Source organism: Caulobacter sp. SRI_008 (assembly GCF_057586355.1).
Genome location: NZ_JBYCZS010000038.1, coordinates 1 through 25604 on the forward strand (window position 1 = coordinate 1; position 25604 = coordinate 25604).

General features: G+C 70.1%; 18 protein-coding genes. 8 read left to right on the forward strand and 10 right to left on the reverse strand.

The window, feature by feature from the left end; all coding sequences use genetic code 11:
- Both AC2YHT_RS24075 and AC2YHT_RS24080 read right to left on the reverse strand, forming a co-directional pair.
- Positions 1-685, reverse strand: a 685-nt coding sequence (locus AC2YHT_RS24075; protein WP_487292358.1) for a cytochrome b, incomplete at its 3' end; no start/stop codon positions are given.
- Positions 686-709: 24 nt separating this feature from the next.
- On the reverse strand, positions 710-1333 hold the full coding sequence (locus AC2YHT_RS24080) for a YceI family protein (RefSeq protein ID WP_487292359.1): 624 nt from the start codon (positions 1331-1333) through the stop codon (positions 710-712).
- Between the two features lie 186 nt (positions 1334-1519).
- Here AC2YHT_RS24080 and AC2YHT_RS24085 point away from each other — a divergent pair, with 186 nt between their 5' ends.
- A complete protein-coding gene (locus AC2YHT_RS24085; RefSeq protein WP_487292360.1) occupies positions 1520-3268 on the forward strand; it encodes an acyl-CoA dehydrogenase in 1749 nt (582 codons plus the stop codon).
- Positions 3269-3394: 126 nt separating this feature from the next.
- Here AC2YHT_RS24085 and AC2YHT_RS24090 read toward each other — a convergent pair whose 3' ends face one another.
- Entirely contained in the window at positions 3395-4144 is a 750-nt protein-coding gene (locus AC2YHT_RS24090; protein WP_487292361.1) for a MauE/DoxX family redox-associated membrane protein, read from the reverse strand.
- Positions 4145-4213: 69 nt separating this feature from the next.
- Between AC2YHT_RS24090 and AC2YHT_RS24095 the strand changes: the two genes are divergently transcribed.
- On the forward strand, positions 4214-4600 hold the full coding sequence (locus AC2YHT_RS24095; RefSeq protein WP_487292362.1) for a MerR family transcriptional regulator: 387 nt from the start codon (positions 4214-4216) through the stop codon (positions 4598-4600).
- Positions 4601-4754: 154 nt separating this feature from the next.
- Here AC2YHT_RS24095 and AC2YHT_RS24100 read toward each other — a convergent pair whose 3' ends face one another.
- The 5 genes from AC2YHT_RS24100 to AC2YHT_RS24120 all read right to left on the reverse strand — a co-directional run bounded on the left by AC2YHT_RS24100 (position 4755) and on the right by AC2YHT_RS24120 (position 9542).
- Complete coding sequence (locus tag AC2YHT_RS24100; protein ID WP_487292363.1) at positions 4755-5597, reverse strand: DUF1206 domain-containing protein; 843 nt, start codon at positions 5595-5597, stop codon at positions 4755-4757.
- 199 nt (positions 5598-5796) lie between these two features.
- On the reverse strand, positions 5797-7773 hold the full coding sequence (locus AC2YHT_RS24105; protein ID WP_487292364.1) for a transglycosylase domain-containing protein: 1977 nt from the start codon (positions 7771-7773) through the stop codon (positions 5797-5799).
- 149 nt (positions 7774-7922) lie between these two features.
- Positions 7923-8468, reverse strand: coding sequence for a hypothetical protein (locus AC2YHT_RS24110; RefSeq protein ID WP_487292365.1), 546 nt, complete (start codon positions 8466-8468; stop codon positions 7923-7925).
- Between the two features lie 76 nt (positions 8469-8544).
- Positions 8545-9237 (reverse strand): SdpI family protein, encoded by a 693-nt coding sequence (locus AC2YHT_RS24115; RefSeq protein WP_487292366.1) that lies wholly within the window; start codon positions 9235-9237, stop codon positions 8545-8547.
- On the reverse strand, positions 9234-9542 hold the full coding sequence (locus AC2YHT_RS24120; RefSeq protein WP_487292367.1) for a metalloregulator ArsR/SmtB family transcription factor: 309 nt from the start codon (positions 9540-9542) through the stop codon (positions 9234-9236). Before AC2YHT_RS24120 ends, AC2YHT_RS24115 begins: the two co-directional genes overlap by 4 nt.
- 309 nt (positions 9543-9851) lie before the next feature.
- On the opposite strand from AC2YHT_RS24120, the gene recQ reads away from it, so the two are divergent.
- Together recQ and AC2YHT_RS24130 are read left to right on the forward strand one after the other, a co-directional pair.
- Positions 9852-11702 carry a DNA helicase RecQ gene (gene recQ, locus AC2YHT_RS24125; RefSeq protein ID WP_487292368.1) on the forward strand — a complete coding sequence of 617 codons (1851 nt, stop codon included), beginning with the start codon at positions 9852-9854 and terminating at the stop codon, positions 11700-11702.
- 183 nt (positions 11703-11885) lie between these two features.
- Complete coding sequence (locus AC2YHT_RS24130) at positions 11886-12200, forward strand: hypothetical protein (protein ID WP_487292369.1); 315 nt, start codon at positions 11886-11888, stop codon at positions 12198-12200.
- A 302-nt stretch (positions 12201-12502) separates the two neighbouring features.
- Here the strand turns inward: AC2YHT_RS24130 and AC2YHT_RS24135 are convergent, their stop codons facing one another.
- Complete coding sequence (locus AC2YHT_RS24135) at positions 12503-22423, reverse strand: putative Ig domain-containing protein (protein WP_487292370.1); 9921 nt, start codon at positions 22421-22423, stop codon at positions 12503-12505.
- A gap of 479 nt (positions 22424-22902) precedes the next feature.
- On the opposite strand from AC2YHT_RS24135, the gene AC2YHT_RS24140 reads away from it, so the two are divergent.
- Genes AC2YHT_RS24140 through AC2YHT_RS24155 form a run of 4 tightly spaced genes read left to right on the forward strand, consistent with a single transcriptional unit; the run spans position 22903 to position 25085 of the window.
- Positions 22903-23445 (forward strand): phage tail protein, encoded by a 543-nt coding sequence (locus AC2YHT_RS24140; RefSeq protein ID WP_487292371.1) that lies wholly within the window; start codon positions 22903-22905, stop codon positions 23443-23445.
- A 25-nt stretch (positions 23446-23470) separates the two neighbouring features.
- Entirely contained in the window at positions 23471-24004 is a 534-nt protein-coding gene (locus AC2YHT_RS24145; protein ID WP_487292372.1) for a phage tail protein, read from the forward strand.
- A 15-nt stretch (positions 24005-24019) separates the two neighbouring features.
- Positions 24020-24547 carry a phage tail protein gene (locus AC2YHT_RS24150; RefSeq protein ID WP_487292373.1) on the forward strand — a complete coding sequence of 176 codons (528 nt, stop codon included), beginning with the start codon at positions 24020-24022 and terminating at the stop codon, positions 24545-24547.
- Complete coding sequence (locus AC2YHT_RS24155) at positions 24522-25085, forward strand: GNAT family N-acetyltransferase (RefSeq protein ID WP_487292374.1); 564 nt, start codon at positions 24522-24524, stop codon at positions 25083-25085. Before AC2YHT_RS24150 ends, AC2YHT_RS24155 begins: the two co-directional genes overlap by 26 nt.
- A gap of 15 nt (positions 25086-25100) precedes the next feature.
- Here the strand turns inward: AC2YHT_RS24155 and AC2YHT_RS24160 are convergent, their stop codons facing one another.
- A complete protein-coding gene (locus AC2YHT_RS24160) occupies positions 25101-25589 on the reverse strand; it encodes a GNAT family acetyltransferase (protein ID WP_487292375.1) in 489 nt (162 codons plus the stop codon).
- Positions 25590-25604 lie beyond the last annotated feature (15 nt).

Below are 25604 nucleotides of genomic sequence, written 5' to 3' on the forward strand. Positions count from 1 at the left end.
CCTTGGCGGGCGTGTAGAGATAGGCGGCGGCGACCACGGCGGCGAAGCCGGCGGCGGCCAGCCACAGGCGCGGCTCCTTCAGGCCCGGCTTGGCGCCGGCGGCCATGTGGCCGAACACCTCGTCGCGATCGAGGATCTGGTGCTTGGCCACCGCGCCCAGGTGCAGGGCCAGCAGCAGGTAGGTGAACTTGACCAGCAGGCCGTGGCCCAGGTGGCCGATGTTGTTCCAGGCGTCCTTGGCCCCGGCGGCCAGCTCGGGCAGGCCCGGCAGGTGCGGCCAGGGGATGGCGCCGAACAGGAGGGTCGGGATGTTGATGCGGCTGGTCGAGACGATGATCCAGCCGGTCAGCGGCAGGCCGATCATGATCACGTAGAAGCCGACATGCACGGCGTGGGCGGCGATCTTCTCCCAGGTCGGCTGGCCGGCCGGGGCCGGCGGCGACTTGTGGGTCAGCTTCCAGATCAGGCGCGCGACGCTGAGCACCAGGATGGTGATGCCGATCGACTTGTGCAGCTGGAAGAGGGCGAAGGTGGTCGCGCCCTTGGGGCCGTCGTCGGCCCGCCACCCCAGGATCACCTGGAAGATCAGGGCGGCGGCGATCAGCCAGTGCAGGATGATCGCCACCGTAGAATAACGGGCAGGACCCGCCGCCGAGGCGGGTTTCGAAAGCGTCTCGGCGGTCATAGGCCCGTCCTTTAAGTCAGGATCTTACTTCTTCGGATTGAATTCAGCTTCGATCGCCAGGTCGACGTCGTCGCCCACCATCGGAACCAGGTGGGTGAAGCCGAACTCCGAGCGCTTGATCTTGCCGACAGCCGAGAAGCCCATGATCTGCGAGCCGAACGGGGTCTTGGCGAAGCCGTTGTAGGTGACGTCCAGGGTCACCGGCTTGGTCACGCCGCGGAAGGTCAGGTCGCCGGTCAGCTTGCCCTTGCCGGCCGAGGTCTGCTCGATCTTGGTCGAGACGAAGGTGATCGTCGGATACTTGGCCGAGTCGAAGAACTTCGGATCGTCCGAGATTTCCTTGTTGAAGTTGGGCAGGCCGGTGTCGACCGACTTCGGGTCGACCGTGATCGATACCTTGGAGTCCAGCGGCTTGGCCGGGTCGAAGCTGTAGGAGCCGTCGAGGCCCGACAGGCGGAAGGTGTAGTTCGAGGTGCCGAAGTGGCGCACGCGCAGGGTCAGGCTGGCGTGGCGCTTGTCCAGAGCCCAGGTCCCGGCCGGGGCGGCGGCGGGATCCGTCGCCGGTTGCGCCAGGGCGGCGACCGGGGCCGCGAGGGGAGCGGCGAGAAGGGCGCCGGCCAGAATGGCGTAGGCGAAGGGGCGAGCCATGGGTTCAGTTCTCCAAACTGTCATAGTGACGGTTGCGATTACCCGACTTAGGAACTTCACCGTCCAGTTGAAGGGGCGTCTCCTCACGAAGCCGTGATCGCCTGGCGGTCCTTGGCGCGGCGGGTCGCGCGATCTAAACAGGGATCACATACCCCCAACCCGACGCTTGAACAGATCGGCCCCTGCATGACCTTCCGCGCCCCCGTCCGCGACCTCGCCTTCGCCCTGCGCCACGTGGCCGGCTTCGACCAGCTCGCCGAGGCCTATCCCGAGGCCGATTCCGACACCGTGGACGCCGTGCTGGAAGCCGCCGGCGTGTTCGCCGCCGAGGTGCTGGCCCCGATCAACCGCCAGGGCGACCTGGTGGGCGCCAAGCTCGAGAACGGCGTGGTGCGCTCGGCGCCCGGCTTCGCCGACGCCTACAAGGCCTTCGCCGAGGCCGGCTGGACCAGCCTGGCGGCCGCGCCCGAGCACGGCGGCCAAGGCCTGCCCAAGGCGCTGGAGATCGCCACGCTGGAGATGGTGCAGGCGGCCAACATGGCCTTCGGCCTGTGCCCAATGCTGAGCCTGGGCGCCATCGAGGCCCTGGCCCTGCACGGCACCGAGCGCCACAAGAGCGTGTTCCTGCCCAAGCTGGTGTCGGGCGAATGGACCGGCACCATGAACCTGACCGAGCCGCAGGCCGGCTCGGACCTGGCGGCCCTGACCACCATGGCCACGCCGGACGGCCAGGGCGGCTACACCCTGTCGGGCCAGAAGATCTTCATTACCTGGGGCGACCACGACGCCACCGACAACATCGTCCACCTGGTTCTGGCCCGCACCCCCGACGCCCCTCCCGGCGTGAAGGGCGTGTCGCTGTTCCTGGCCTCCAAGGTGCTGATCGACGAGCACGGCAAGCCGGGCGCGGCCAATGACGTGCGCGTCGGCGGCCTGGAACACAAGCTGGGCATCCACGGCTCGCCCACCTGCGTCATGCTGTTCGAAGGCGCCAAGGCCGAACTGGTCGGCAAGCTGCACCAGGGCGTGGCCCACATGTTCACGATGATGAACGCCGCCCGCCTGCAGGTCGGCGCCCAGGGCACCGCCATCGCCGAGCGCGCCTACCAGCAGGCCCTGAACTTCAGCCTCGAGCGCGTGCAGGGCCGCTCGGCCTGGACCGGCGCCTATCCCTCGCGCCTGTTCGACCACCCGGACGTGCGCCGCACCCTGCTGCTGATGAAGGCCAAGATCGAGGCCGCCCGCGGCATCTGCCTGTCGACCGCCGTCGCCGCCGACCTGGCCCACGCCGCCGCCGACGAGGCCGTGCGCGCCACCGCCAAGCTGCGCGAGGAGCTGCTGACCCCGATCGCCAAGGCCTGGTCGACCGACGTCGGCGTCGAGGTCGCCTCGCTGGGCGTGCAGATCCACGGCGGCATGGGCTTCATCGAGGAGACGGGCGCGGCCCAGCACTATCGCGACGCCCGCATCACCCCGATCTACGAGGGCACCAACGGCATCCAGGCCATCGACCTGATCGGCCGCAAGCTGGGTCTGGCCGACGGCCAGGCCGTGGCCGACCTGATGGACGACATCCGCGACACCATCGAGGCCCTGAAGGCCGCCGACGCCTCGCTGACCCCGGTCGCCGGCCGCCTGGAAGCCGCCCTGAACGCCGCCGCCTCGGCCACCGCCTGGCTGGTCGACCGCCGCGCCCGCGCCATGCCCGACGCCCTCTCGGGCGCCACGGCCTATCTGAAGCTGCTGGGCGACACGGTCGGCGGCTGGATGCTGGCCAAGGGCGCCCTGGCGCCGCAAGCCGAAGCCCTGCGCGGCCAACTGCTGCGGGTCTATGCCGAGAGCGTCCTGGCCCAGGTCCCGGGTCAGCTGGCGGCCGTGACCCTGGGGGCGGAAGACCTCGTGGCGGTGACGCCTGAGGCGCTGGGGGTTCACTAAGAAATCCTCCCCCTCTGGGGGAGGTGGCCCAGAGGGCCGGAGGGGGGACGGTTTCAGCTTCCGCGAGGCTGGCCGTCCCTTCCCTCTCCGTCCGCTTCGCCGACACCTCTCCCTTCAGGGAGAGGGTTAGTGGCCGCGAACCAGCATCCACACCGCCATCGCCACCATCATCACGTTCTCCAGCAGCGACACCCCGCCCAGCGGCACGTTGCTGTCGCCGCCGACGCAGGCGCATTTCAGGTCGCGCTTGTCGAGATAGACGGCCTTGAACACCGACACCGCGCCGATCCCGCCAATCACCAGGGCCAGGGGCGCGGAGAACCAGGTCAGCACCCCGGCCGTCATCAGCACCCCCGCCAGACCCTCCGCGAACGGATAGACGTAGCCATAGGGCACCCAGCGCTTGGCCAGCAGGTCGTAGCCCAGGAACATCGACGAGAAGCTCTCGACGTCGCGCAGCTTCTGGATCGCCAGCACCACCATGGAAAAGCTGATGAACCACTCGACCGCGCGCGGGGTGAGGGGCGTGCCGTCGACCACATAGGCCGCCGCCAGGGCCAGCAGGGCGGTCATGGCGAAGAGGGCGATCACCGGCTGGTAGGTCTTGGCCTTGGGATCGCGCGGCTTGCCGCCGAAGAACCGCCGCAGGTCGTCGAAGCCGCCGATCCGCTCGCCGCCGATGAACACCTGCGGCGTGGTCTTGACCCCGTGCTGGGCCTTGAAGGCGTCGGTCTCCTCCCGCGTCGTCAGGTGATGATCCTCGACCGCGTAGCCCCGGGCGCGCAGCAGGTGGCGGGCCTTCAGGCCGTAGGGACAGACGTGCTTGTCCATCACCATGCGGTAGAGGACGGCGGTCTTCGGGGCGGCTGAACTCACGGCGGATCTCCTTGTACGCGAACCGGACCCGCCTCATATGGGTTCCGTACCATGGTACGGAGTCAAGGGATGGCGGCGGATACCATTGCGGGGCTGGCCCGGGCCGGCGGGGTGGGGGTGGAGACCGTCCGCTACTACCAGCGCCGGGGCCTGCTGGAGACGCCCGAGCGTGGTGAGGGCGTGCGGCGCTACGGCGACGAGGCCGTGCGGCGGCTGCGCTTCATCCGCTCGGCGCAATCGGCCGGCTTCACCCTGGAGCAGATCGGCGAACTCCTGGCCCTCGACGCCGGCCAGGACCGCGCCCGGGCCCGAGAACTGGCCCGTGAGCGCATTGCCGACCTCGACGGCAAGATCGCCGAGCTGCAAGCCGCCCGCGCCGGCCTGTCGCGCCTGCTGCACACCTGCAGCGCCGGCGATGAAGGCCCCTGCCCGATCATCGCGGCGTTCGACGCTTAGTTCCCCTCTCCCATAGGGAGAGGGAGGGGCCCGCGCGAAGCGTGGGAGGGTGAGGGGTTAGGGACCGAAGACGGCGTGCCGGCACGACGTCAGGCGCCGTAACCCCTCATCCGTCGCTTCGCGCCACCTTCTCCCTATGGGAGAAGGGTGTTCATCACCCGATCTCCGCCGGCGGCCGGATGCGGCGATAGACGGCCTCGCCGAAGCCGAAGACGCCGAACGCCGCCAGCCCCAGGGCCAGCAGACCCAGCAGCCAGGCGCCGAACGGCTGGCGTTCGAGGGCCTGCAAGGCCCCGGCCCAGCTGCGGGCTTCACTGCTGCGGGCGTGCCAGCCGGCGCCGACCACGAACAGGCCCACGCACAGCGTCGCCAGCCCGCGCGCCGCATAGCCGAACCGCGCCAGGGGCACGAGCCGGCGACAAGCCGCCTCGCCGCAGTCCAGGCGCTTGGCGAAGTCCTGCGCCAGGCCCTGGACGACCCCGCCGATCCCGACGCCCAGCAAAACGAGGCCCGCCGCCATCAGCAGCTGGTCGCCATGGGGCAGGGCCAGGATGGTCGCGGCCGTGGCGTCGGCGGTCTGTTCCTCGTCGGCCTCGCCCACGTCCTCGAAAGCGTCGAGCAACTCCAGGGCCGACCAGGCCAGCGAGCCGTAGACGACGCCGCTGACCGCCTGGCCCGCGCGGATCGCCCAGGCCTTGGGCGAGGTCCCGTGGCGGTCGGCGTCGAACACCGCCTGCAAGGCCCGCCAGAGCGAAAAGCCGATCAGCCCGGCCGCGACCACGGCGATCAGCACCAGGCCCGGCGGCCAGCTGGCCCAGGCCGCCAGCATCGCCGTCGCGCCGCGCGCCCGAGGAACGAGATCGGCCGCCGCCAGCAGGGCCAGGCCGCCCAGCCCGACATAGACCGTCCCCCGCGCGGCGTAGCCCAGCCGCGAGGCCCATTCGAGCAGCATGCGCAGGTCGAGCCGGCGCAGGGATTTGTGGAGGAACAGGCCCATCGGGCGCTCAACGGCGCGTCGGGCGACGGCGTTCCGCGCCTCCCCAAAACCTCTCCCATAGGGAGAGGGAGGGGCCCGCGCGAAGCGTGGGAGGGTGAGGGGTTAGGGACCGAAGACGGCGTGCCGGCACGACGTCAGGCGCCGTCCCCCTCATCCGTCGCTTCGCGCCACCTTCTCCCTATGGGAGAAGGAAACCCGATCAGTACGGCAGTTCCGGCGCGGTCTGTTGGGCCGGCTGACCAGCGGCCGGAGGCGGGGTCGCGCCTGGGTCGGCCGTCGGCGTCTCGCCGGCGTTCAGAAGGTCGCCGATCGGATCGCTGGTTGGCGCGGGCGCCTCGGCGAAGCCGCCGGGGATCGGGGTGGCCTTCAGGCGCGGCAGGGCCGAGCTCATGAACACCTTCCAGATCTCGGCCGGCGGACCGCCGCCGCTGACCCGCTTCATGGCGGTGTTGTCGTCCTTGCCGGTCCACACCGCGGCGACGAAGCCGCCCGTGTAGCCGACGAACCAGGCGTCCTTGTAGTCGCTGGTGGTGCCGGTCTTGCCGGCGATGTCGTAGCCGGCGACCTTGGCGCGGCCGCCGGTGCCGCCGTTCACCACCTGGCGCATCATCTGGTTCATGTACTGCAGCGACGGCGAGCCGATCACCGACGAGCGCGGCTGCTTGTCGACGCTGTGGTCGTAGAGAACCTTGCCCGAAGCGGTGCGGATGCGCTCGATGCCGTAGCCCTTGGCCAGGAAGCCGCCGTTGGCGAACGGGGCGTAGGCCTGGGCCATTTCCAGCGGGCTGACCTCGACGGCGCCCAGGGCCATCGACGGGTCCAGCTGGATCTTGCTGGTGATGCCCAGACGACGGGCCGTGGCGGCGACGTTGCTGGTGCCGACCTCGTTGGCCAGGCGGGCTGCGACCGTGTTGATCGACTGGGCCAGGGCCGTCTGCAGGGTCATGGGGCCAAGGAAGGTGTTGGTGTAGTTGCGCGGCTCCCAGTTGCCGATCTTCACCGGCTCATCGACCACCATGACCGACGGGTTGCGGCCCTGGTCCATGGCGGTGAGATAGACGAACGGCTTGAAGGCCGAGCCGGCCTGGCGGCGGGCGCTGGTGGCGCGGTCGAACTGGCTTTCGCCATAGTCCTCGCCGCCGACATAGGCGCGGATGCGGCCCTCGCCGTCGATGGCGACCAGGGCGGCCTGCTGCACGCCCTGCTTCAGGTGGCCCTCGACGCCCAGCTGCACGGCGCGCTCGGCCGCGACCTGGATCGGCAGATCGAGCGTCGTTTCGACCACCAGGTCTTCGGTGGGCTCGCCGACTAGCGAACGGACCTGGGCGTCGACATAGTCGGTGAAGTACTGGGCGCGCTGGTTGGCCAGGGTGGCCGAAACCTGCACGGGGGTCTTGAAGGCCTCGTCGCGCTGCTCGGCGGTGATGGCCTTGATGCGCACCATCTCGTCGAGCACGACGGTGGCGCGGCGGGCGGCGCGTTCGCTGGCGCTGACCGGCGAATAGCGGGCCGGGCCCTTCATCATGCCGGCCAGCAGCGCCGATTCACCGATCGTCAGCTGTGAGGCCGGCTTGTTGAAATAGCGCTGCGAGGCGGCTTCGATGCCGTAGGCGCCGGCGCCGAAATAGACCCGGTTCATGTACAGAGCCAGGATCTGCTTCTTGCTGAACTTCAGCTCCAGCCAGACGGCCAGGATCAGCTCCTGGGCCTTGCGCTTGTAGTTCTGGGCCGGGCTGAGGAAAAGGTTGCGGGCCAGCTGCTGGGTGATGGTCGAGCCGCCGCGCTGGGGGCCGCCGTCATGGGTGACGTTCCAGATCAGCGAGCGGGCGATGCCCCAGGGGTTGAACCCGAAGTGGTGGTAGAACTGGCGGTCCTCGATGGCGACGAAGGCGGCCGGCACGTATTCGGGCAGGGCGTCGATGTCGACCGGCGGCGCATATTGGCTGCCGCGCACGGCCAGCAGGGCGCCCGAACGGTCGAGATAGTTGATCGAGGGCTGGCGGGTGACGTCGTACAGCTTCGAGGTATCGGGCAGGTCGCGCGCGAACACCGCGAAGAAGGTGACCACGAAGATCAGCCCCCAGACCCCCAGCACCGTCGCCCAATAGAGCGCCGCCTGGAGGGGCGTGCGAGAAGTCTTCGCCGGCTTGTTTCCGCCGAAGGCGCCGTTAGCCATCTGTAACCCTAGGTCTCGTGCAACCCCGCCCGTGTGGCGGTGTCATAGCTCACGCCGACCAAACACGCGATAGGATTGACGAGAGATGAACGCGGTTTAACCCCGTCGTCGCGGCGGCTGGCGTGGAGCGAGGGACGCGGTCGATCCGCCTACCGCTTTCCCAGGAAGCGGAAGCCGCGCTGGGCGTCGTCGAACAGCGCCAGCGCCCGCCTGGCCTCCGCGCCGCCATCTTCCGGATAGGTCACGTTGACCGAGTAGGCGGCCGCGCCATGCCCCGGCGGGGCCGCCAGGGCGATCACCGTGCGCCGCAGTTGCGTCCCGGTCCGGGGTTTGTCGGCGGGGCAGCGCAGGACGAGGCGCTGGGCCGGCTGGCCACCGAGGCTGTCGGCGGCGCGTTCGAGCACGACGCAGCCTTCGTCGCGCAGCAGAAAGCCGGTGCTCTCCTCGACGGTCTCGGCCAGGTTTTCGCCGTCCGACGAACTGCCGTCGACCCAGAGATAGGCGCGCTTGGCCACCCGGACGCCGAAACCGTGGTTGGGCGCCGGCGGGGTGTTCTGGATCAGCCTGACCTTGCCGGACAGAGCGACGGCGTAGCCCCAGTTATGATTGACGTAGGGCGTTCCGCCGGCCGCCTGCGCCGAGACGGCGATCATCACGGCCGGCAGGGCCGCCCATCGCATGGCTTTATGGAACACGGCGCAATCCCCCGATTCGCGACCAGGTTGCATGATAGCGCGGTTCGCCGGCGTCCGTCAGCCTGATCCGTCACCCTCAGGCGCGGTCGGGATCGGTGCGCCAGACCCGCCAGCTTTCGACACCGGCGGCCAGCCCCGAGGCGACGATGCCAATCATCATCACGTGGAAGCCGACGGGCTGGGGAGCGACGGGGGCGGCGACGAGGCCGAGCAGGCCCGTCAGGCTCAACAGCCGTCCGGCCAGGCGGTTGGACTTGTCCCAGGCCAGGCGGCTGCGCAGCGCCCAGTAGGTGCGAACCCCGACCACGGGGTTGGGCTTGACCCTGCCGACGAAGGCGCCGAGCCCCAGGAACAGCACGGCCATGCCGCCCATCATCAGCCGCAGGAAAAGGTCCTGGCCGCCGACGCGCGGCAGCAGGTCGAAGGCCACGCTGGTCAGCAGGGCCGCGGTGAAGGCCGGAACCGCCAGACCGACGATCCGCCCCAGTCGCCAGGTGAAGCGCTCGCCCAGCGGGTCCTTGGCCTGTCGCTCAAGCGCCGCGCACAGCCCGGCGACGCCGCCGGCCACCAGGCCGATGAAGCCGATGGCCAGGGCCATCTGCGCCCGGTCGCCCCAGCGATCGACCTGGCCGGCCAGGTCGAAGTGCATCGGCATCGGGCCGGGCGGTCCCAGGCGCCAGACGGCCAGGGCCGCGGCCCCGATCGCCGCCGTCACCAGGATCGAGACGCCGTCCAGCGACGTCAGGCCGCGCGGATGCTCGCTGCTCATGCCTTGTTCTCCTCTCGCAAGGATGTGTCGGGCGCATCGACGGTCTCGCCCGCGCCCATCAGGTCCATCATGAAGGCCACCGCCTCCTCCACCGCCGAGATCACCAAGCGGTAGCGGACGGAGACGCCGTCCTTCTCGGCCTCGACCAGCCCCGCCGCCTTCAGCGCCGCCAGGTGGGCGGTGACCGTCGGCCAGGCCATCTCGAACCGCGAGGCGATCTCGCCCGACGCCAGCGGCCCGTCGCGCAGCATGGCGACCATGCGGCGGCGGGCGGGATGCGACAGGGCCTTGAACACCTCGTTCATGAGCCAGGAGACTAATTAGTCGATTGACTAAGAGTCAAGAGTGGGCGGCCTTCGCCTATTCGTCAGCGGCCCCCAAATCCGTAAAATCCCCGCGAAAGCGGGGACCCAGGTGTTTTCTGAAACGCGTGGCGCCTGACGATAAAAAGCCTGGGTCCCCGCTTTCGCGGGGATTTTACGGGGGAAAGGCTAGGGCTTGCTTCTGGGCGCCCCTCCGCCCCTCCACGCCACCTCCCCCTTCATGGAGAGGATCTCAAAAAATCCGCCGTTTCCGGCCTTGGCGCGGGCGGCCGCCCCTGCCAGAAGAGCCACGTGTCCACCGCCCTCGCCTCCCCGCCTTCGCTCGACGCCGCGCGCGACGTCCTGCGCCGCACCTTCGGCCACCAGGACTTCCGCGGCTTGCAGGCCCAGGTGGTCGGCGAACTGCTGGCCGGGCGCAGCGCCCTGGCGGTGCTGCCCACCGGCGGCGGCAAGAGCCTGTGCTACCAGATCCCCGCCCTGGTCCGCCCGGGCCTGGGCCTGGTGGTCTCGCCGCTGATCGCCCTGATGGCCGACCAGGTGGCCGGGCTGCAGCAGGCCGGGGTCGCCGCCGAGCGCCTGGACTCAAACACCCTGCCCGAGGAGCGCGCCGAGATCTGGCGGCGCATCGAGGCCGGCCAGCTCGATTTGCTCTACCTGTCGCCCGAAGGCCTGATGCAGGGCTGGATGCTGGAGCGGCTGTCGCGCCTGCCGCTGTCGCTGGTGGCCGTCGACGAGGCCCACTGCGTCAGCCAGTGGGGTCATGACTTCCGGCCCGAATACCGGATGCTGGGCCGCATCGCGGAAGTCTTCCCCAACGCCCCGCGCCTGGCGGTGACCGCCACCGCCGACGCCCGCACCCGCGACGACATCCGCGCCGAACTGCGCCTGCAGGGCGCGGCCGAGTTCGTCGACAGCTTCGCCCGCCCCGAACTGGCGCTGAACGCCGAGCGCAAGCGCGGCAAGGGTCATGACCGGGTGATCGAACTGGTCACCGAGCGACCGGGCCGGGCCGGCGTGGTCTATGCCGGCAGCCGGGACTCGACCGAAAAGCTGGCCCAGGCGCTGATCGACAACGGCGTGCCGGCCCTGGCCTATCACGCCGGCCTCGACAAGACCGTCCGAGCCCGCCGCCTGGAGCAGTTCCTCGAGGCCGACGAGGCGGTGATGGTGGCGACCATCGCCTTCGGCATGGGGGTCGACAAACCCGACGTCCGCTTCGTGATCCACGCCGACCCGCCGGCCGCCATCGAGGCCTATTGGCAGGAGATCGGCCGCGCCGGGCGCGACGGCCAGCCGGCCGAGGGCATCACCCTCTACAGCAGCTCGGATCTGGCCTGGGCCGGCCGCCGCATCGACAGCCGCGAGGCCCCCGACGAGGTCAAGCAGGTGCAGAGCCGCAAGCTGCGGCAGTTCTACGCCATGCTCGAAGGCATGACCTGCCGGGCCGCCGCCGTCCGCCGCTATTTCGGCGAAGAGGGGGTGGAGCGCTGCGGAACCTGCGACATCTGCGTCTCGCCGCCGAGCGGGATCGACGCCAGCCAGGCCGCCCAGAAGGCCCTGTCGGCCGCCCATCGCCTGGGCGGGCGCTTCGGACGCGGCCGATTGATCGATCACCTGCTGGGCAAGACCAAGGACGTCACCCAGCAGGAAGCCCAGATGTCGACCTTCGGCATCGGCAAGGAGTTCAGCCCCCAGGGCTGGCGCGACCTGCTCGACACCCTGGTGTTCGAGGGCCTGCTGCGCGAGGACCCCAATGACGGCCGGCCCCTCATCGGCCTGGGCGACGGCGAGGGCGTGCGCCAAGTCTATCGCGGCGAGCGTCAGGTGTCGCTGCGCCAGGCCCCGGGCGGCGAGGCCGGCGGCGGCAAGGGTGGTTCCGGCGGCAAGAGCCTGCGCCGGCGCCAGGCCCTCACCGTGCCGCCGGGCGACCAGGCGCTGTTCGAGGCCCTGCGCGCCTGGCGCAAGGACCAGGCCTCGGCCCAGCACGTGCCGCCCTACGTCATCTTCCACGACGCCACCCTGGCCGAGATCGCCGCCGCCCGCCCCACGACCCTGCCAGCCCTGGGCAAGTCCGGCGGCGTCGGCCAGGGCAAGCTCGACCGCTATGGCGAGGCCGTGCTGAAGGTGGTCCGCGACAACTGAGGCCGCCGGGGGACCGGAGCGCTCGGAACCGCCCTCCGGGACGCCCGCGGCGCGATACACGCAAAAGCTGTCGCCCGCCCCTCTTGTCCGAACCAAACCGGCTCGCCAGGTGTTAGTCTCCAGACCCACGGCCGCGCGCCGCAGCGCCGCGCCTTCGAACACACCCCAAATCGGGAGACGCCGATGACCGACGCCACCATCAAGACCGATCTCGCCGGCGAGGCCAGCGCCGCTTCCGCCCGCGCCAAGAGCAGCGCCAAGAAGGCCACCGCCGCGGTCAAGAAGGCCGCCGCCACCGTCGCCGAGACCGCCACCGAGAAGACCCAGGTCGCCCGCGACTACGTGCACGACAAGACCGACGCGGCCATCGCCTGGTCCAAGCCCAAGGCCGAAGTCGCCCACAAGGCCGCCGAGGACCACCCCCTGGCCCTGGCGCTGGGGACCTTCGTGGCCGGCGCGGTGTTCGGCTTCCTCCTGGCCCGCAACTTCGACCGCTGATCTTCGCGCATCGCTGAAGACGAGAACGCCCGGCGGGTCCGACCCGCCGGGCGTTTTTCGTTTCTGGCTCGTGCTCCTCTCTCGCTTCAGCGGGGGAGTCTGCGGATACGCAGCGTGACGGAGGGGGCGACGGCCGGCACTTCGCCCAGTCTCGCCCCCTCCACCACGGAGCCTCTCCTCGGGCGCGCGCTTCGCGCGACCCGGGGGTGGTTCCCCTCCCCCGCTGATGCGGGGGAGGGGAAAGAAAAAGGGCGGCGCCTTTGCTGGCGCCGCCCTTCCTAGTCTTCAGTTCGTCGTCCCGATCAGAAGGGCGACTGGACCGAGAGGCGGACCCCCTGGCTGTCGCTGTCCTTCGACACCGAGTTGTCGAAGTCCAGACCGATCTTCCAGCCGCTCTTGACCGTCAGGTCGGCCCCGAGCTCCAGCCGCAGCTGGTCGCGGTCGATCGGATCCACCGCCAGGCGGTAGGTCGGCCCGCCCACCCAGTCGGTGTAGCTGAGCATGGCGTCAGCGGCCTTCTCGAAGTCGTGCGAGTACTCGACCCGGAAGCGCGGCGCCAGCAGGCCGGCGGCGGTCTTGCGGGCGAACTCCCCGCGCAGGCCCAGCGTGCCGGTCAGGCTGCGCACGGTCTGCTCGTGGTAGGTCAGACCGTAGGGTCCGCCGCCGTTCTCCGAGAAGGCGTCCAGAACCGACCGGCTGTAGGCCATGCGCCCGTAGGGCGACAGCAGGCTGGTCGGGGTCCGGTGCTCGTACCCGAAGGTCAGAGCCAGGAACGTCTGGTCGCCGTCACGCTTGCCGGTCACCAGCTCGCCCGTCGTGGTGACGTAGCGGCGGCTGTCGAAGTCGAGCGACCCGAAGCCGACCACACCGTCGACGAAGGTCTTCTCGCTCGGCTGCAGGCTGGCGTAGAGGCCGGCGCTGTAGCTTTCGGCCCGGCTCTTGGTGCCGTTCTTGCCGACCCGGCTGGAGTCTCGGCCGTAGCCGAGGCCCACACCGAAGGCGAACTGCCCGTTGACCCGGTAGTCGACGCCGGCGGTGATGCCGTCGGTCGTGAAGCGGAAGCCGCTTTGCGAACCGACCGTGTCACGCATCCCGAAGTCGGCCGAACCCGCGGCCCACACGCCCCAGCGCTTGGGACCGGCCTGGCCGTCTTCGCCGTCGTTCCCGGGCGCCGCGTCGGCCGACGAGGCGGCCGGCAGCAGCGGCGAGGACGGATCGGCCGCGTCGTTCATGCCGAGGCTGGCGTACTTGCGGAACCGCTCGCGCGCTTCCAGCCCGTCTTCCCGCTCGGTGTTGCCGCCGCGGACGCTGACCCCGAACCCGCGACCCGCGCCGCCGCCGTTGTGCAGTTGCTCGAGGCGACGGTTGAAGTTGCCGATCTGGGCGTCGGCGAACCGGATGGCCGCCGCGTCCTGAGCCGCGACCAGACCCTTCACTTCCGGATCCTGCGAGGGATCGGGACGAGCCGTGACGATCACGTTGATCCGGCCGGGGGCCGAAGTCGCGAAGGCGTTGCTCAGCGTGTAGGTCACCACCGCCGTGCCCGCGAAGGCGTTGTCGGGGGTGAAGGTCAGGGTGTAGGCGCCGGTCGAGGGGTTGGTGATGACCGCCGCGCCCGAGTTGGCCGGGGTGATCGCCACCACCGCCGCGCCGATGAACGGCCCGCCGCTGGCGTTGGTCACCAGGTTCACGACCGCCTTCTGGCCGGCGAGGATCTCGACGGTGATCGGCGGGGCCGTGAGCGGCGCCGGGTTGACCGTCACCGTCACCGGCACCGGATCAGAGGCCCCGAAGGGATTGTTGATCCGGTAGGTGAAGGCGTCGGCGCCCGAGAAGCCGGCGGCCGGGGTGTAGACGATGTTCAGACCGTTGATCGTGGCCGTGCCCTTGGTCGGGGCGGTGGCGACGGTGACGCTCGTGAACGGGCTGCCCGTGGCGCCTTGGGTCGCCGCCAGGGTGGCCGATTGGCCAGCCAGGACGGTGATGACCTGAGCGGTCTGGGTCGGCGTGGCCAGCGGGGTGACCGTGACGGTGACCGTCGCCGGACCGCCCGTGCCGCCTTCGCCGGTGGCCGTGTAGGTGAAGGTGTCCGTACCGAAGAAGTTGGTGGCCGGAGCGTAGTTCACGGTCAGGCCCGACACCGTCGCCGTGCCGTGGCTCGGAGCCGTGGCGATGGCGATGGTGCTGATCGGACCGGTGTCGTTGGCGGTCACCGCGATGTTCACCGTCGCGTTGGCGGCGAGCGAAGCGGTGTCGTCGACCACGACCGGGGCCGGGGCGGCGACGGCGACGCTGATCGCGGCCGGCGACGAGGTGCCCCCGGGACCGGTGGCGGCGTAGGTGAAGCTGTCCTGACCATAGTAGCCGGGGTTCGGCGTGTAGATGATCTGGACCGAGCCCGAGCCCTGCGACCGCATCCGCGACGCGCTGCCGGTGACCGTCGCCGTGCCGTGTTGCGGCGGGTCGACGATGATGACGCTGTCGTAGAAGCCGTCGATCAGGTTCGAGACGTCGATGGTCGTCGGCGAACCGGCCGGAGTCGTGGTGTTGGTCGGTTCGACCACCGGCGGCGGGGCTTCGTTGACCACCAGGGTCATGTCGTAACGCTGGGTGTACGGACCCCGGCCGCCCGTGGTGTCGGTGACCCGGATCTGGAGCGGGAAGCTCCCGGCCTCGGTCGGCGTGCCCGAAAGCACGCCGGCGGCGCTGAAGCTCACCCCGGCCGGCAGGGCGCCAGTCACGGTGTAGCTGTACGGCGCCACGCCGCCGGTGGTCTGGAACGTCTGGCTGAAGGCGATGCCGTAGGGCACCGGCGACAGCGAGGTCGGCGTCAGGTCGAGGACAGCATCCAGAACATCAATCTGCAGGGTGCTGGTCCCGACCGCGCCGTAGCTGTCGGTCGAGGTGACGTTGACGCTGTAGGTCCCGCTCGCGGTCGGCACGCCAGAGAAGACCCCGGCGCTGAAGCTCACTCCCGGCGGCAGGGCGCCGCTGGTCAGGCTGTAGGTGTAGGGCCCCGTGCCGCCAGTGGTGGCGACCGGCGCGTTGTAGGGCTGGCCCGCCTCGACCGTGTCGTTGGCCAGGGACAGAGTCAGGGTGACCTGGGCGATGGTCGAGGTGAAGGGCGCGGAGCCCGTGAAGCCGTTCGCATCCGTCGCGGTGACCGTGAAGTTGTAGGTCCCCACGGCCGACTGCGGCACGACGCCCGAGATGACGCCGTTGCTGGCGAGGGTCAGGCCGGTGGGCAGAGCCCCGGCCGTCACCGCGTAGCTGTAAGGCGCCACGCCGCCGATAGCCCCAAGCGTGATGCTGTAGGGCACGGTGGCCGTACCATCGAGCGGCCGCGGGGGCAGCGTGATGGTCGGGGCCGCGATCACAAGGTTCACCACGGTGTCGCCCGTCGCGCCGTTGACGTCGGTCGCCGTGATGGTGAGCGGGAAGGTCCCGGCCACGGTCGGCGTGCCCGAAAGCTGGCCGGCCGCGGACAGGGTGATCCCGGCCGGCAGGGCGCCGGCGGTCAGGGCGTAGGTGTAGGGACCCGTGCCGCCGGTGGTCGACAGCGCCTGGCTATAGGCCTGGCCGCCGACGCCGCTGGGCGGCGAGCCGGTGACCAGGGTGACCTGGGCCATCGTCAGGCCGTAGGCGCCCGAGACCGTGAAGCCGTTGGCGTCGGTGGCGGTCACCGTGAAGGTGAAGCTGCCGCTCGCCGCCTGGACGGCCGCGCCGGAGATCACGCCGGCCGAGCTGAGGGTCAGGCCCGTCGGCAGGGCGCCGGCGGTGACCAGGTAGGTGTAGGGCGACGTGCCGCCCGCCGCCGAGAAGGTGGCGGTGTAGGGCACGGTGACCGTGCCGTTCGGTACGCTGGCCGGCGACAGGGTCATGGCCGGCGCGCCGACCGTCAGGCTGTAGGCCGACGGAGTCCCCGCATAGGGACCCGGCGAGCCCGAGCCGTCGCTCGGCGTGATCGAGAAGTTGTAGGAGCCGGTGGCCGTCGCCGAGCCGGAGAGCACGCCCGCCGTGCTCAGGGTCAGGCCGGGCGGCAGAGCGCCGGCGGTGACCGCGAAGGTGCGGGGCGCGACGCCGCCCGTAGCCGCGAAGGTCTGGCTGTAGGCGACGAAGGCCGTGGCGGTCGGCAGAACGCCGGCCGTCGGGCTGGTGATCGTCACCGTCGGGGCGGCGATGGTGATCGGGAAGCTGGCCGAACCGGTCGCCCCGTAGGCGTCGGTAGCCGTGATCACCGCGTTGAACGTCCCGGCGGCGGTCGGCGTGCCCGAAAGCACCCCGGCCGTGCTCAGCGCCAGGCCCGTCGGCAGGGAAGCGCCGGCGAAGGTGTAGGGCGCCGTGCCGGTCGTGGCCGTGAAGGTCGCGTCCGTATAGGCGACCGCCACCGTGCCGCCCGTCGGGGTCCCGGCGACCACGAGGGTCGGCGCGGTCACCGTGATCGAGACCGTGGCCGGAGCCGAAGGCCCGCCGGCGTTGGAGGCGGTGTAGGTGAAGCTGTCGACGCCCGAGTAGCCGGCCGTCGGCGTGTAGAGGAAGGTCATCCCGCTGACCGTGGCCGTCCCGTGGGCCGGGGCGGTGGCGACGGCGACCGAGGTCGCCGGCACGCCGGACAGGGCCGGGGTGACCGTGTTGCCGCTGCTGTTGGCGGCGACGGTCGTGGAGACCGCCCCCGACGTCGGCGGCGCGGGCACGTTCACGGCCAGGCTGTAGGCCGTTTCGACGATGTACGGCCCGCTGCCGGTCGTGGAGTCGGTGGCCCGGATGGTGATGTTGAAGGTTCCCGTGACGGTCGGCGTGCCCGAGAGCACACCGCCGGTCGACAGGGTGACGCCGGTCGGCAGCGCGCCGGTCGTCACGGTGTAGGTGTAGGGCGACGTGCCGCCGGTGGCGGTGATCGTCTCGTTGTAGGCGGAGTGCTGGGTCGCATCCGACAGGTTGGCCGGGCTCATGGTCAGGGTCGGCGCGCCGACCGTGACGTTATAGGCCCGGGCCACGGTGAACGGCGCGCCAGTCCCGGTCGAGGCGTCGGTGGCCGCGATCGTGAAGCTGAAGCTGCCCGAAGCGGTCGGCGTGCCGGTGATTTCACCGGTCGACGACAGCGACAGACCCGTCGGCAGAACCGTGCCGCCGTACATGAAGTAGTTGTACGGCGCGGTGCCGCCGCCGGCCGTGATGGTCGCCGTGTAGGGCGAAGCCACCGTCATGCCGGACAGGGTGCTCGGCGTGATAGTCAGCGCCGGGCTCAGGATCGAGATCGTGTAGCTGCGGCCGCCGGTGAACGGCGCACCGGTCCCCGTCGCCGAGTCGGTGGCGGTGATCGTGAAGGTGAACGAACCCGCCGCGGTCGGCGTGCCGGTGATGGAACCGGTCGACGACAGGGCCAGGCCGGCCGGCAGGGCGCCGCTGGTGACAGCGTAGCCGTAAGGGCTGACGCCGCCGCTGGCGGTGACCGTCTGGCTGTAGGCCGAACCGATCTGGCCGTTCGACAGCGAGGTCGGAGCGACCGTGATCGTCGGCGCGCCGACGATCCAGGTGTAGGCGCGCGACCCCGTATAGGGACCCGCGCCGGTGCTGGAGTCGGTGGCGGTGATCGTGAAGTTGAACGAACCCGCGGCCGTCGGCGCGCCCGAGAGCGTGTCGCCGGACAGGGTGACCCCGGCCGGGAGAGCGCCGGCGGTCACCGCGTAGGTGTAGCCGCTGGTGCCGCCGGTGGCGGTGATCGTCTCGTTCACCGTCGCGCCGACCGCGACCGAGGCCACGGAGCTCGGCGAGACCGTGATGGTCGGCGCCGTGACGGTCAGGCTGTAGCTCCGCACGCCGGCGAACGGCGCGCCGGTCCCCGTCGAGCTGTCGGTGGCGGTGACGTCGAAGGTGAAGGTCCCGCCCGCCGTCGGCGTGCCCGAGAGCGCGCCGCCGGTCGACAGGGTGACGCCGGCCGGCAGGGCGCCGCTGGTCACCGCGTAGCTGTAGGGCGTGGTGCCCCCGCTGGCGGTGATCGAGGCGCTGTAGGCCGAGGCGACCGCGCCGTTGGCGAGCGAGGTCGGCGACAGCGTGATCGTCGGCGAGGCGACGGTGATGCTGTAGGCGGCCGCGCCCGAATAGGGACCCGAGCCCGTGCTGGAGTCGGTGGCGGTGATCGTGAAGTTGTAGGTTCCAGCACCCGTCGGCGAGCCGCTGATGGCGCCGCCGGTCGACAGGGTCAGACCAGGCGGCAGGCTGCCGGCGGTCACCTGGAAGGTATAGCCGGCCGTGCCGCCGCTGGCGGTGACCGTATCGCTGTAGGCCGTGGCGATCAGGCCGCCGGCCAGGGCGCCCGAAGCGGGCGACAGGGCGATCGACGGGACGCCGATGACCAGGGTGTAGGCCCGCGTGCCGCTATAGGCGCCGCCCGTGGTCGCGTCCGTCGCCTTGATGGTGATCGGGAACGACCCGCCTTCCGTCGGCGTGCCCGAGAGCACCCCGCCGGTCGTCAGGGTCAGGCCGGCGGGCAGAGTCCCGCTGTCGAGAGAGAAGACATAGGGAGTCGTGCCGCCGCTGGCGGTGATCGTCTGGCTGTAGGCGGCGGCCACGGCGCCGGCCGGCAGGGTCGAGGGCGACACGACGATCGTCGGAGCGCTCACCGCGATGCTGTAGGCGGCCGAGCCCGTGTAGCTGTTGCCGCTGCTGTCGGTGGCGGTGACCGTGAAGTTGTAGGTCCCCGTCGACGTCGGCGTGCCCGAGGCCACGCCGCTGGTGTCCAGCGACAGGCCCGGAGGCAGGGAGCCGGCGGTGACGGCGAAGGTCGTCGGCGTAACGCCGCCCGTGCTGGTGAAGGTCTGGCTGTAGCTGACGCCAGCCTGGCCGCCCGGCAGGGCGCCCGAGGCGGGCGACAGGGTGATGGTCGGCGCGGCGATGGTCAGGTTGGCCGAGGCCGTGCTGGTGTAGCTGCCGTTGCCGCCCGAGCTGTCGGTGACGGTGACCACGACCGTGGCGGTGGTCGCCGTGGTCGGGGTGCCGCTGATGACGCCCGAGCTGTCCATGGTCAGGCCGGCGGGCAGGCCCGTGGCCGAGAAGTTGTTGTAGGGCGGATTGCCGCCGCTGATGGTCACGACCGAGGAGCCGCTGTTGTAGACGGCGCCCACCGTGCCGGTGGAGGCCGGCAGGGTGACCGAGAACACCGGGTCGTCCACCGTCACGAAGACCTGGCCGACGTTCGACGTGCCGCCGGCGTTGGTGGCGACATAGTTGAAGGTGTCCGTGCCGCGGAAGCCGACCGGCGGGGTGTAGCTCATCAGGCCGGCGCTATCGACGCTGACCGTAGCGCCGTAGGACGAGGCGCCGACCTGGTAGCCGGTCGGGCTTTCGGTGGCGTGCGGAGCCGCGCTGAAGGTCGTCGCCGTGGCCGAACCGCTGTTGTAGGTCAGGCCGCTGATGCTGAAGGACGAGACCACCGGCGCCGGCGGCAGGCTGACCGTCAGGGTCGCCGTGGTGTTGGCGTTGTACGGACCCGCGCCCAGCGAGCTGTCGGTGACGTTGACGGTCACGGTGAACACGCCGTTGGCCAAGGGCGTGCCGCTGATGACGCCGCCGCCGGCGTCGGTCAGGCCCGAAGGCAGACCGTTGATGCTGTTGACGGTGTAGCTGGCCCGGCCGCCCGAGAAGGTCACGGCGGCGGCGCCCGAATTGTAGACGCGTTCGACCGTGGCCGTGCTGGACGGCAGGGTCAGGGTGATCGTCGGATTGCCGATGGTCACGGTGACCGTGGCCGGCGCCGAGGTGCCGCCGACGTTGGACGCCGTGTAGGTGAAGCTGTCGTTGGCGTTACGGTAGCCGATCGGCGGCGTGTAGGTCGCGATCCCGCTGCTGTTGACGCTGACGCTGCCGCCCTGGGCGGTCGTCGCCGAGCCGACGGCGTAGTTGGTCGGCGTGCCGCCGCCCGTGATGTAGAGCGACAGGTCGATGTTGGTCGTCGCGTTCGAGCCGTCGTTATAGGTGATGATCGAGCCGTAGGTCTGCGAGCTGCCGACCGGCGGCGCGACATAGGTGTACTGGTCGGACGCGCTGGTGGCGCTGACGCCGCCCACGGTGGTCACGGTGATGTCGTAGGTGCCCGCAGAATTGGCCGGCGACGTCGCCGTGATCTGGGTGTTGCTGTTGATCGTGTAGGTGGCCGTCGTCGCGCCGAACTTGACGGCGCCCGTGCCGGCCGCCGCGGCGAAGCCCGTACCGGTGATGGTCACCGTCGTGCCGCCCGCGGTCGGACCCGCCGTCGGCGAGACCGAGGTCACCGTCGGAGCGGTGACATAGGTGTACTGGTCGGCCGCGCTGGTGGCGCTGGTGCCGCCCGACGTGGTGACGCGGATGTCCACCGTGCCGGCCGAACCGGCCGGCGCGGTCGCCGTGATCTGGGTGGCGCTGTTGACGGTGAAGCCGGTCGCCGCGCTGGCGCCGAACGTCACGGCCGTGGCGCCCGACAGGTTCGTGCCGGTGATGGTCACGCTCGTGCCGCCACCCGTGGGACCCGCCGTCGGCGAGACCGAAGTCACGGTCGGGGCCGAGACGTAGGTGTACTGGTCCGAAGCGCTGGTGGCGCTGGTGCCGCCCACCGTGGTCACGGTGATGTCGTAGGTGCCCGCCGAGTTGGCCGGCGACGTCGCCGTGATCTGGGTGTTGCTGTTGATCGTGTAGGTGGCGTTGGACGCGCCGAACTTCACCGCGCCCGTACCGGCCGCGGCCGCGAAGCCCGTGCCGGTGATGGTCACCGTCTGGCCGCCGCCCGTCGGACCCGCCGTCGGCGAGACCGAGGTCACGGTCGGGGCGGAGACGTAGGTGTACTGGTCGGCCGCGCTGGTGGCGCTGGTGCCGGCCGGCGTCGTGACGCGGATATCCACCGTGCCAGCCGAACCGGCCGGTGCGGTCGCCGTGATCGAGGTGGCGCTGTTGAACGTGAAGCCGGTCGCCGCCGTGGCGCCGAACGTCACCGCGGTGACCCCGGTGAAATTGGTGCCGGAGATCGTCACGGACGTGCCGCCGCCTGTCGGGCCCGCCGTCGGCGAGATCGAGGTCACCGTCGGCAGGGCCGAATAGGTGAACTGGTCGGACGCACTGGTGGCGCTGGTTCCGCCCGGATTGGTGACGCGGATATCCACCGTGCCGGCCGAGCCGGCCGGCGAGGTCGCCGTGATCTGGGTGTTGCTGTTGACCGTGAAGCCGGTCGCCGCCGTGCCGCCGAACGTCACGGCCGTGGCGCTCGAGAAGCCGGTGCCGGTGATGGTCACCGAGGTGCCGCCCGCCGTGCTGCCGGTGGTCGGCGAGACCGCGGTCACGGTCGGGGCCGCGACATAGGTGTACTGGTCGGCCGCGCTGGTGGCGCTCTGGCCGCCGGCGGTGGTGACGCGCACGTCCACGGTGCCGGTGCCGGCCGGCGAGGTCGCGGTGATCTGGGTGGCGCTGTTGACCGTGAAGCCGGTCGCCGCCGTGCCGCCGAAGCTCACCGCCGTGGCGCCGCTGAGGTTGGTGCCGGTGATGGTGACGCTTGTGCCGCCCGCTGTCGGTCCGGCCGTCGGCGATATGCTCGTCACGGTCGGCGGGGCCACGTAGGTGTACTGGTTGCCAGCCGCGGTGGCGCTCTGGCCGCCGGTGGACGAGGTGACGCGGGCGTTGACCGTACCAGCCGAGCCGGCGGGGGCCGTCGCGGTGATCTGGGTGGCGCTGTTGACGGTGTAGCCGGTCGCGTTCGTGCCGCCGAAGGTGACGGCGGTGATGTTGACGAAGTTGGAGCCGGTCAGAACGACGCTGGTGCCGCCCGCGGTCGAGCCGCTGGTCGGGCTGAGCGAGCTCACCGCCGGCGGAACGTTCAGGTTAACCGTGATGCCCACCGACCTGGTGGCGTTACAGGTCGCCCCGCCGCTGTAGGACGGACAGCTATAGAGCGTCAGGGTCTCGGTCGCCGGCGCGTTGGCGTTCACCGACATCAGGGTCACCGTGAAGATGTCGGTGGCCGAGGCGTCGGAATAGGCGCTGTTGGACCTGAACTTGTAGGTCGCGTTGGCGGTCGTGACCGTCGTGTCCGCGGATGGATAGGGGTAGATGTTGCTGTACCCCTCCCCCGGATAGTCGATCCCGTTCTCGCCCTGGATGGAGTGGATCCCCGTCCAGAAGCTGTCGCCCGCATAGGTGATGAAGATGTCGCAGCTGCTCGCGTTGAGCGTCTGCGTGGCTCCCACCGAGGTGAAGGTCATGGACGAGAGGGTGCAGTCAGCGGCTCTCGACTCCGTTGGCGTCCCGAGGCTCGCCCCGAGAAGCACGGAGGCGAAGATCAGTGGAACGGCGAGAAGTTTGCCGAACCGGGACGCGAACGCCGAAAAGATCTTGGCGAACACGGACGAAGATTCCGCGGCCGGAACACCGGCGCGAAGCATGCTGACGCTTTTCAAAAGCCGTCCCCCAAACGCACCGCCCCCGCGGTGCACAATCCAAACGCGTTTCGCGGCCAAAACGCACAGCCGCCCCGCTTCAACGCTAGAGCGAATTAATTGCTCGCTCCAGTGCATTTATGCACAGATTTCAAAAAATTCGCATTCTTTGGTTGCTCTTAGTCCGGAACCTGACAGTCCGGACAAAAACCGAGATCTCGGTTTTTCGCTTTACAGTTGATTTTATCCCGGGCCATGCTTGGCCTGGGCGCGCACTCCTTGCGCGTCTATCCCGGGGGAGGGCTATGGCAGAATTCTTCATGGGCCAGGTCATGATGACCGGCTACAACTTCGCGCAGAAGTATTTCGCCTTCTGCAACGGGCAACTTTTGCCCATCAATCAGAATACGGCGCTATTTTCGCTGCTGGGAACTTATTACGGCGGCAATGGCGTTTCCAACTTCGCCCTACCCGACCTGCGCGGCCGAACGCCGGTCGGCTTCGGCAGCTCGGTGGATCCGTCCTGGCAACCCGCGCCTTACCAGCTGGGTACGGTCACGGGCGTGGAGAACGTCACGCTGCTGACCAGCAACCTGCCGTCTCACACCCACACGGCGACGGCCACCAACCAGGTGGGCGGCGGGCGCAACCCGACCGGCGGCCTGTTCGCGACCTCGAGCGTCAGCACGACGTCGGCCTATGTGGCGCAAGGCGGAGGCTCCCTGCAGCCGCTCTATCCGGCCACCATCGGCGTGACGGGCGGCACCCAGCCGCACCCGAACCTGCAGCCCTACGAGGCCATCACGTTCGTGATCGCCCTGTCGGGCATCTACCCTTCGCGCAACTAATCAGCCGTCAAAACGGAGTTCTAAAATGAGCCAGCCGTATGTCGGCGAGATTCGTGCGTTCGGTTTCTCGCGCACGCCCTCGGGATGGTTTCCCTGCGATGGACGACTGCTGTCGATCGCGGACTACCAGACCCTCTACACCCTGCTGGGCACCACCTTCGGCGGCGACGGGATCACCACCTTCGGGATTCCGGACCTGAAGGGCCGTCGCCCGATCCACTGGGGCACCCTGCCCGGCGGCAGCACCTATGTTCTGGGCCAGAAGTCGGGCACGGAAGAAGTGACGCTGATCACCCAGCAGATCCCGTCCCACAACCACACCATGGTCGCGGTCGCCGGCGCGTCCACCGCCATCACCCCCGGGCCGACCCTGTTCCCCGGCACGATCGGCGGCACCGACACGCTCTATCTGCCGGACGCCGCGGGCACGACGGTGGTCGCCATGGACACCGAGGCCGTCGGTTTCACGGGCGGCAGCCAGCCGCACCAGAACTGCGCGCCGACCCTGACCGTGTCGATCTGCATTTCCGCCTTCGGCATCTTCCCGTCGCAAAACTGAGCTGGAGATCCAACCATGAGCGAACCCTTCGTCGGCGAGATCCAGCTCTTCGCCTTCAGCTACGCGCCCTACCAGTGGGCGCTGTGCAACGGCGCCACCCTGGCGGTCCAGCAGAACACCGCGTTGTTCTCGCTGCTGGGCACCTACTATGGCGGCAACGGCAGCAGCACCTTCCAGCTGCCGAACCTGGTCAACCGCGGCGTCGCCAACCAGGGCACGGGCGCCGGCCTGTCGCCCCGGACGATCGGCGAAACCTTCGGGACGTCGAGCGTCACCCTGACGACCGACACGATCCCGCAGCACACCCACGCCTTCCAGACCTACAGCGGCGGCACCGCCACGCGGTCGGCCGCCCCCACCTCGGGCGCGCTGATCTCGCAAGGCGCCACCAAGGTGTTCCTGGCCGCCCAGTCGCCCAATACGTCGCTGGCGCCCAACACCATCCTGCCCACGGGCGGCGGTCTGCCGCACGAGAACAACTCGCCGCTCCTGGCCCTGAACTGGTCGATCGCGCTTTATGGCGTCTTCCCCAGCTTCAACTGACCTGACGGCGTCGGCGGCGGGACCTGTCCCGCCGCCGAACCTCGCGCCCGTAAACTGGCGAGCGAAGGGCCTGGCCCTTCGCTCGATCCGTTTCGAGGACACGTTCTTCCTTCGCGACCTCTACGCCGACCTGCGCGCCGAGGAACTGGCGGCCGTCGACTGGCCGCCGGCCCAGAAGCGCGCCTTCACCGACAGCCAGTACGACCTGCAGGACGCCCATTTCGGCCGCGCCCATCCGCATGCCTGGCGGCTGATCGTCGAGCGGCGCGGCAAGCCCGTCGGCCGGCTCTATCTGGACGACACGCCCGAAGGCCTGCTGGTGGTCGATATCGGCCTGCTGGCGCTGGTGCGCGGCAAGGGGATCGGCGGCGACCTGCTGAAGGCCGCCCAGGCCCAGGCCCGCCGCCAGGGCTCCCCAGGGGTCTGGCTGCACGTGCTGAAGGACAATGTCCGTGCACGGACGCTCTACGAGCGCCTCGGCTTCTCCACCACCGGCGAGACCGCGACCCACTGGCGAATGGACTGGCCGGCGCGTTGAGGCGCCTGCGCGCGCTCAATGCGTGCGCTCCTTGCGCTCCTCGGCGTCGTCGTCCTCGCCCACCTTCTCCTCGACCGCGGCCGAAAAGCGCTGGAACGCCCCCAGCGTGACCAGGATGACGGCCGCGGCGAGCAGCAGCATGGTCGGATAGACCAGCAGGGCCACGTCGGTGCGGGCGGTCTTGAACACCACGACCAGCCCTTCGAGGAAAAGGGCGATGACGATGGTCGACAGGAACTTGGTCAGGCTGCGCCGGGCCTCGGCCGCGCTGCGCTTTTCCTTGCCCCGCCGCACCTCTTCCTCGAACAGGTACTTGGCGACGTCGAAGACGGCGATGGCCACGATCAGGTAGCCCAGGCCGTCCAGCACGGCGTCCGCTCCGTCGCCCTGAGCCTGGCGAAGGCTCTCCAGCACGTCGGCGAAGCCCAGCGCCACCAGGGCCAGGGACGCGACCATCAGCAGCAGGCTGGCGCCGGCGAAGGCGGCGCGGATCAGAAGGTGCATCGGCTCCGGCTCGCC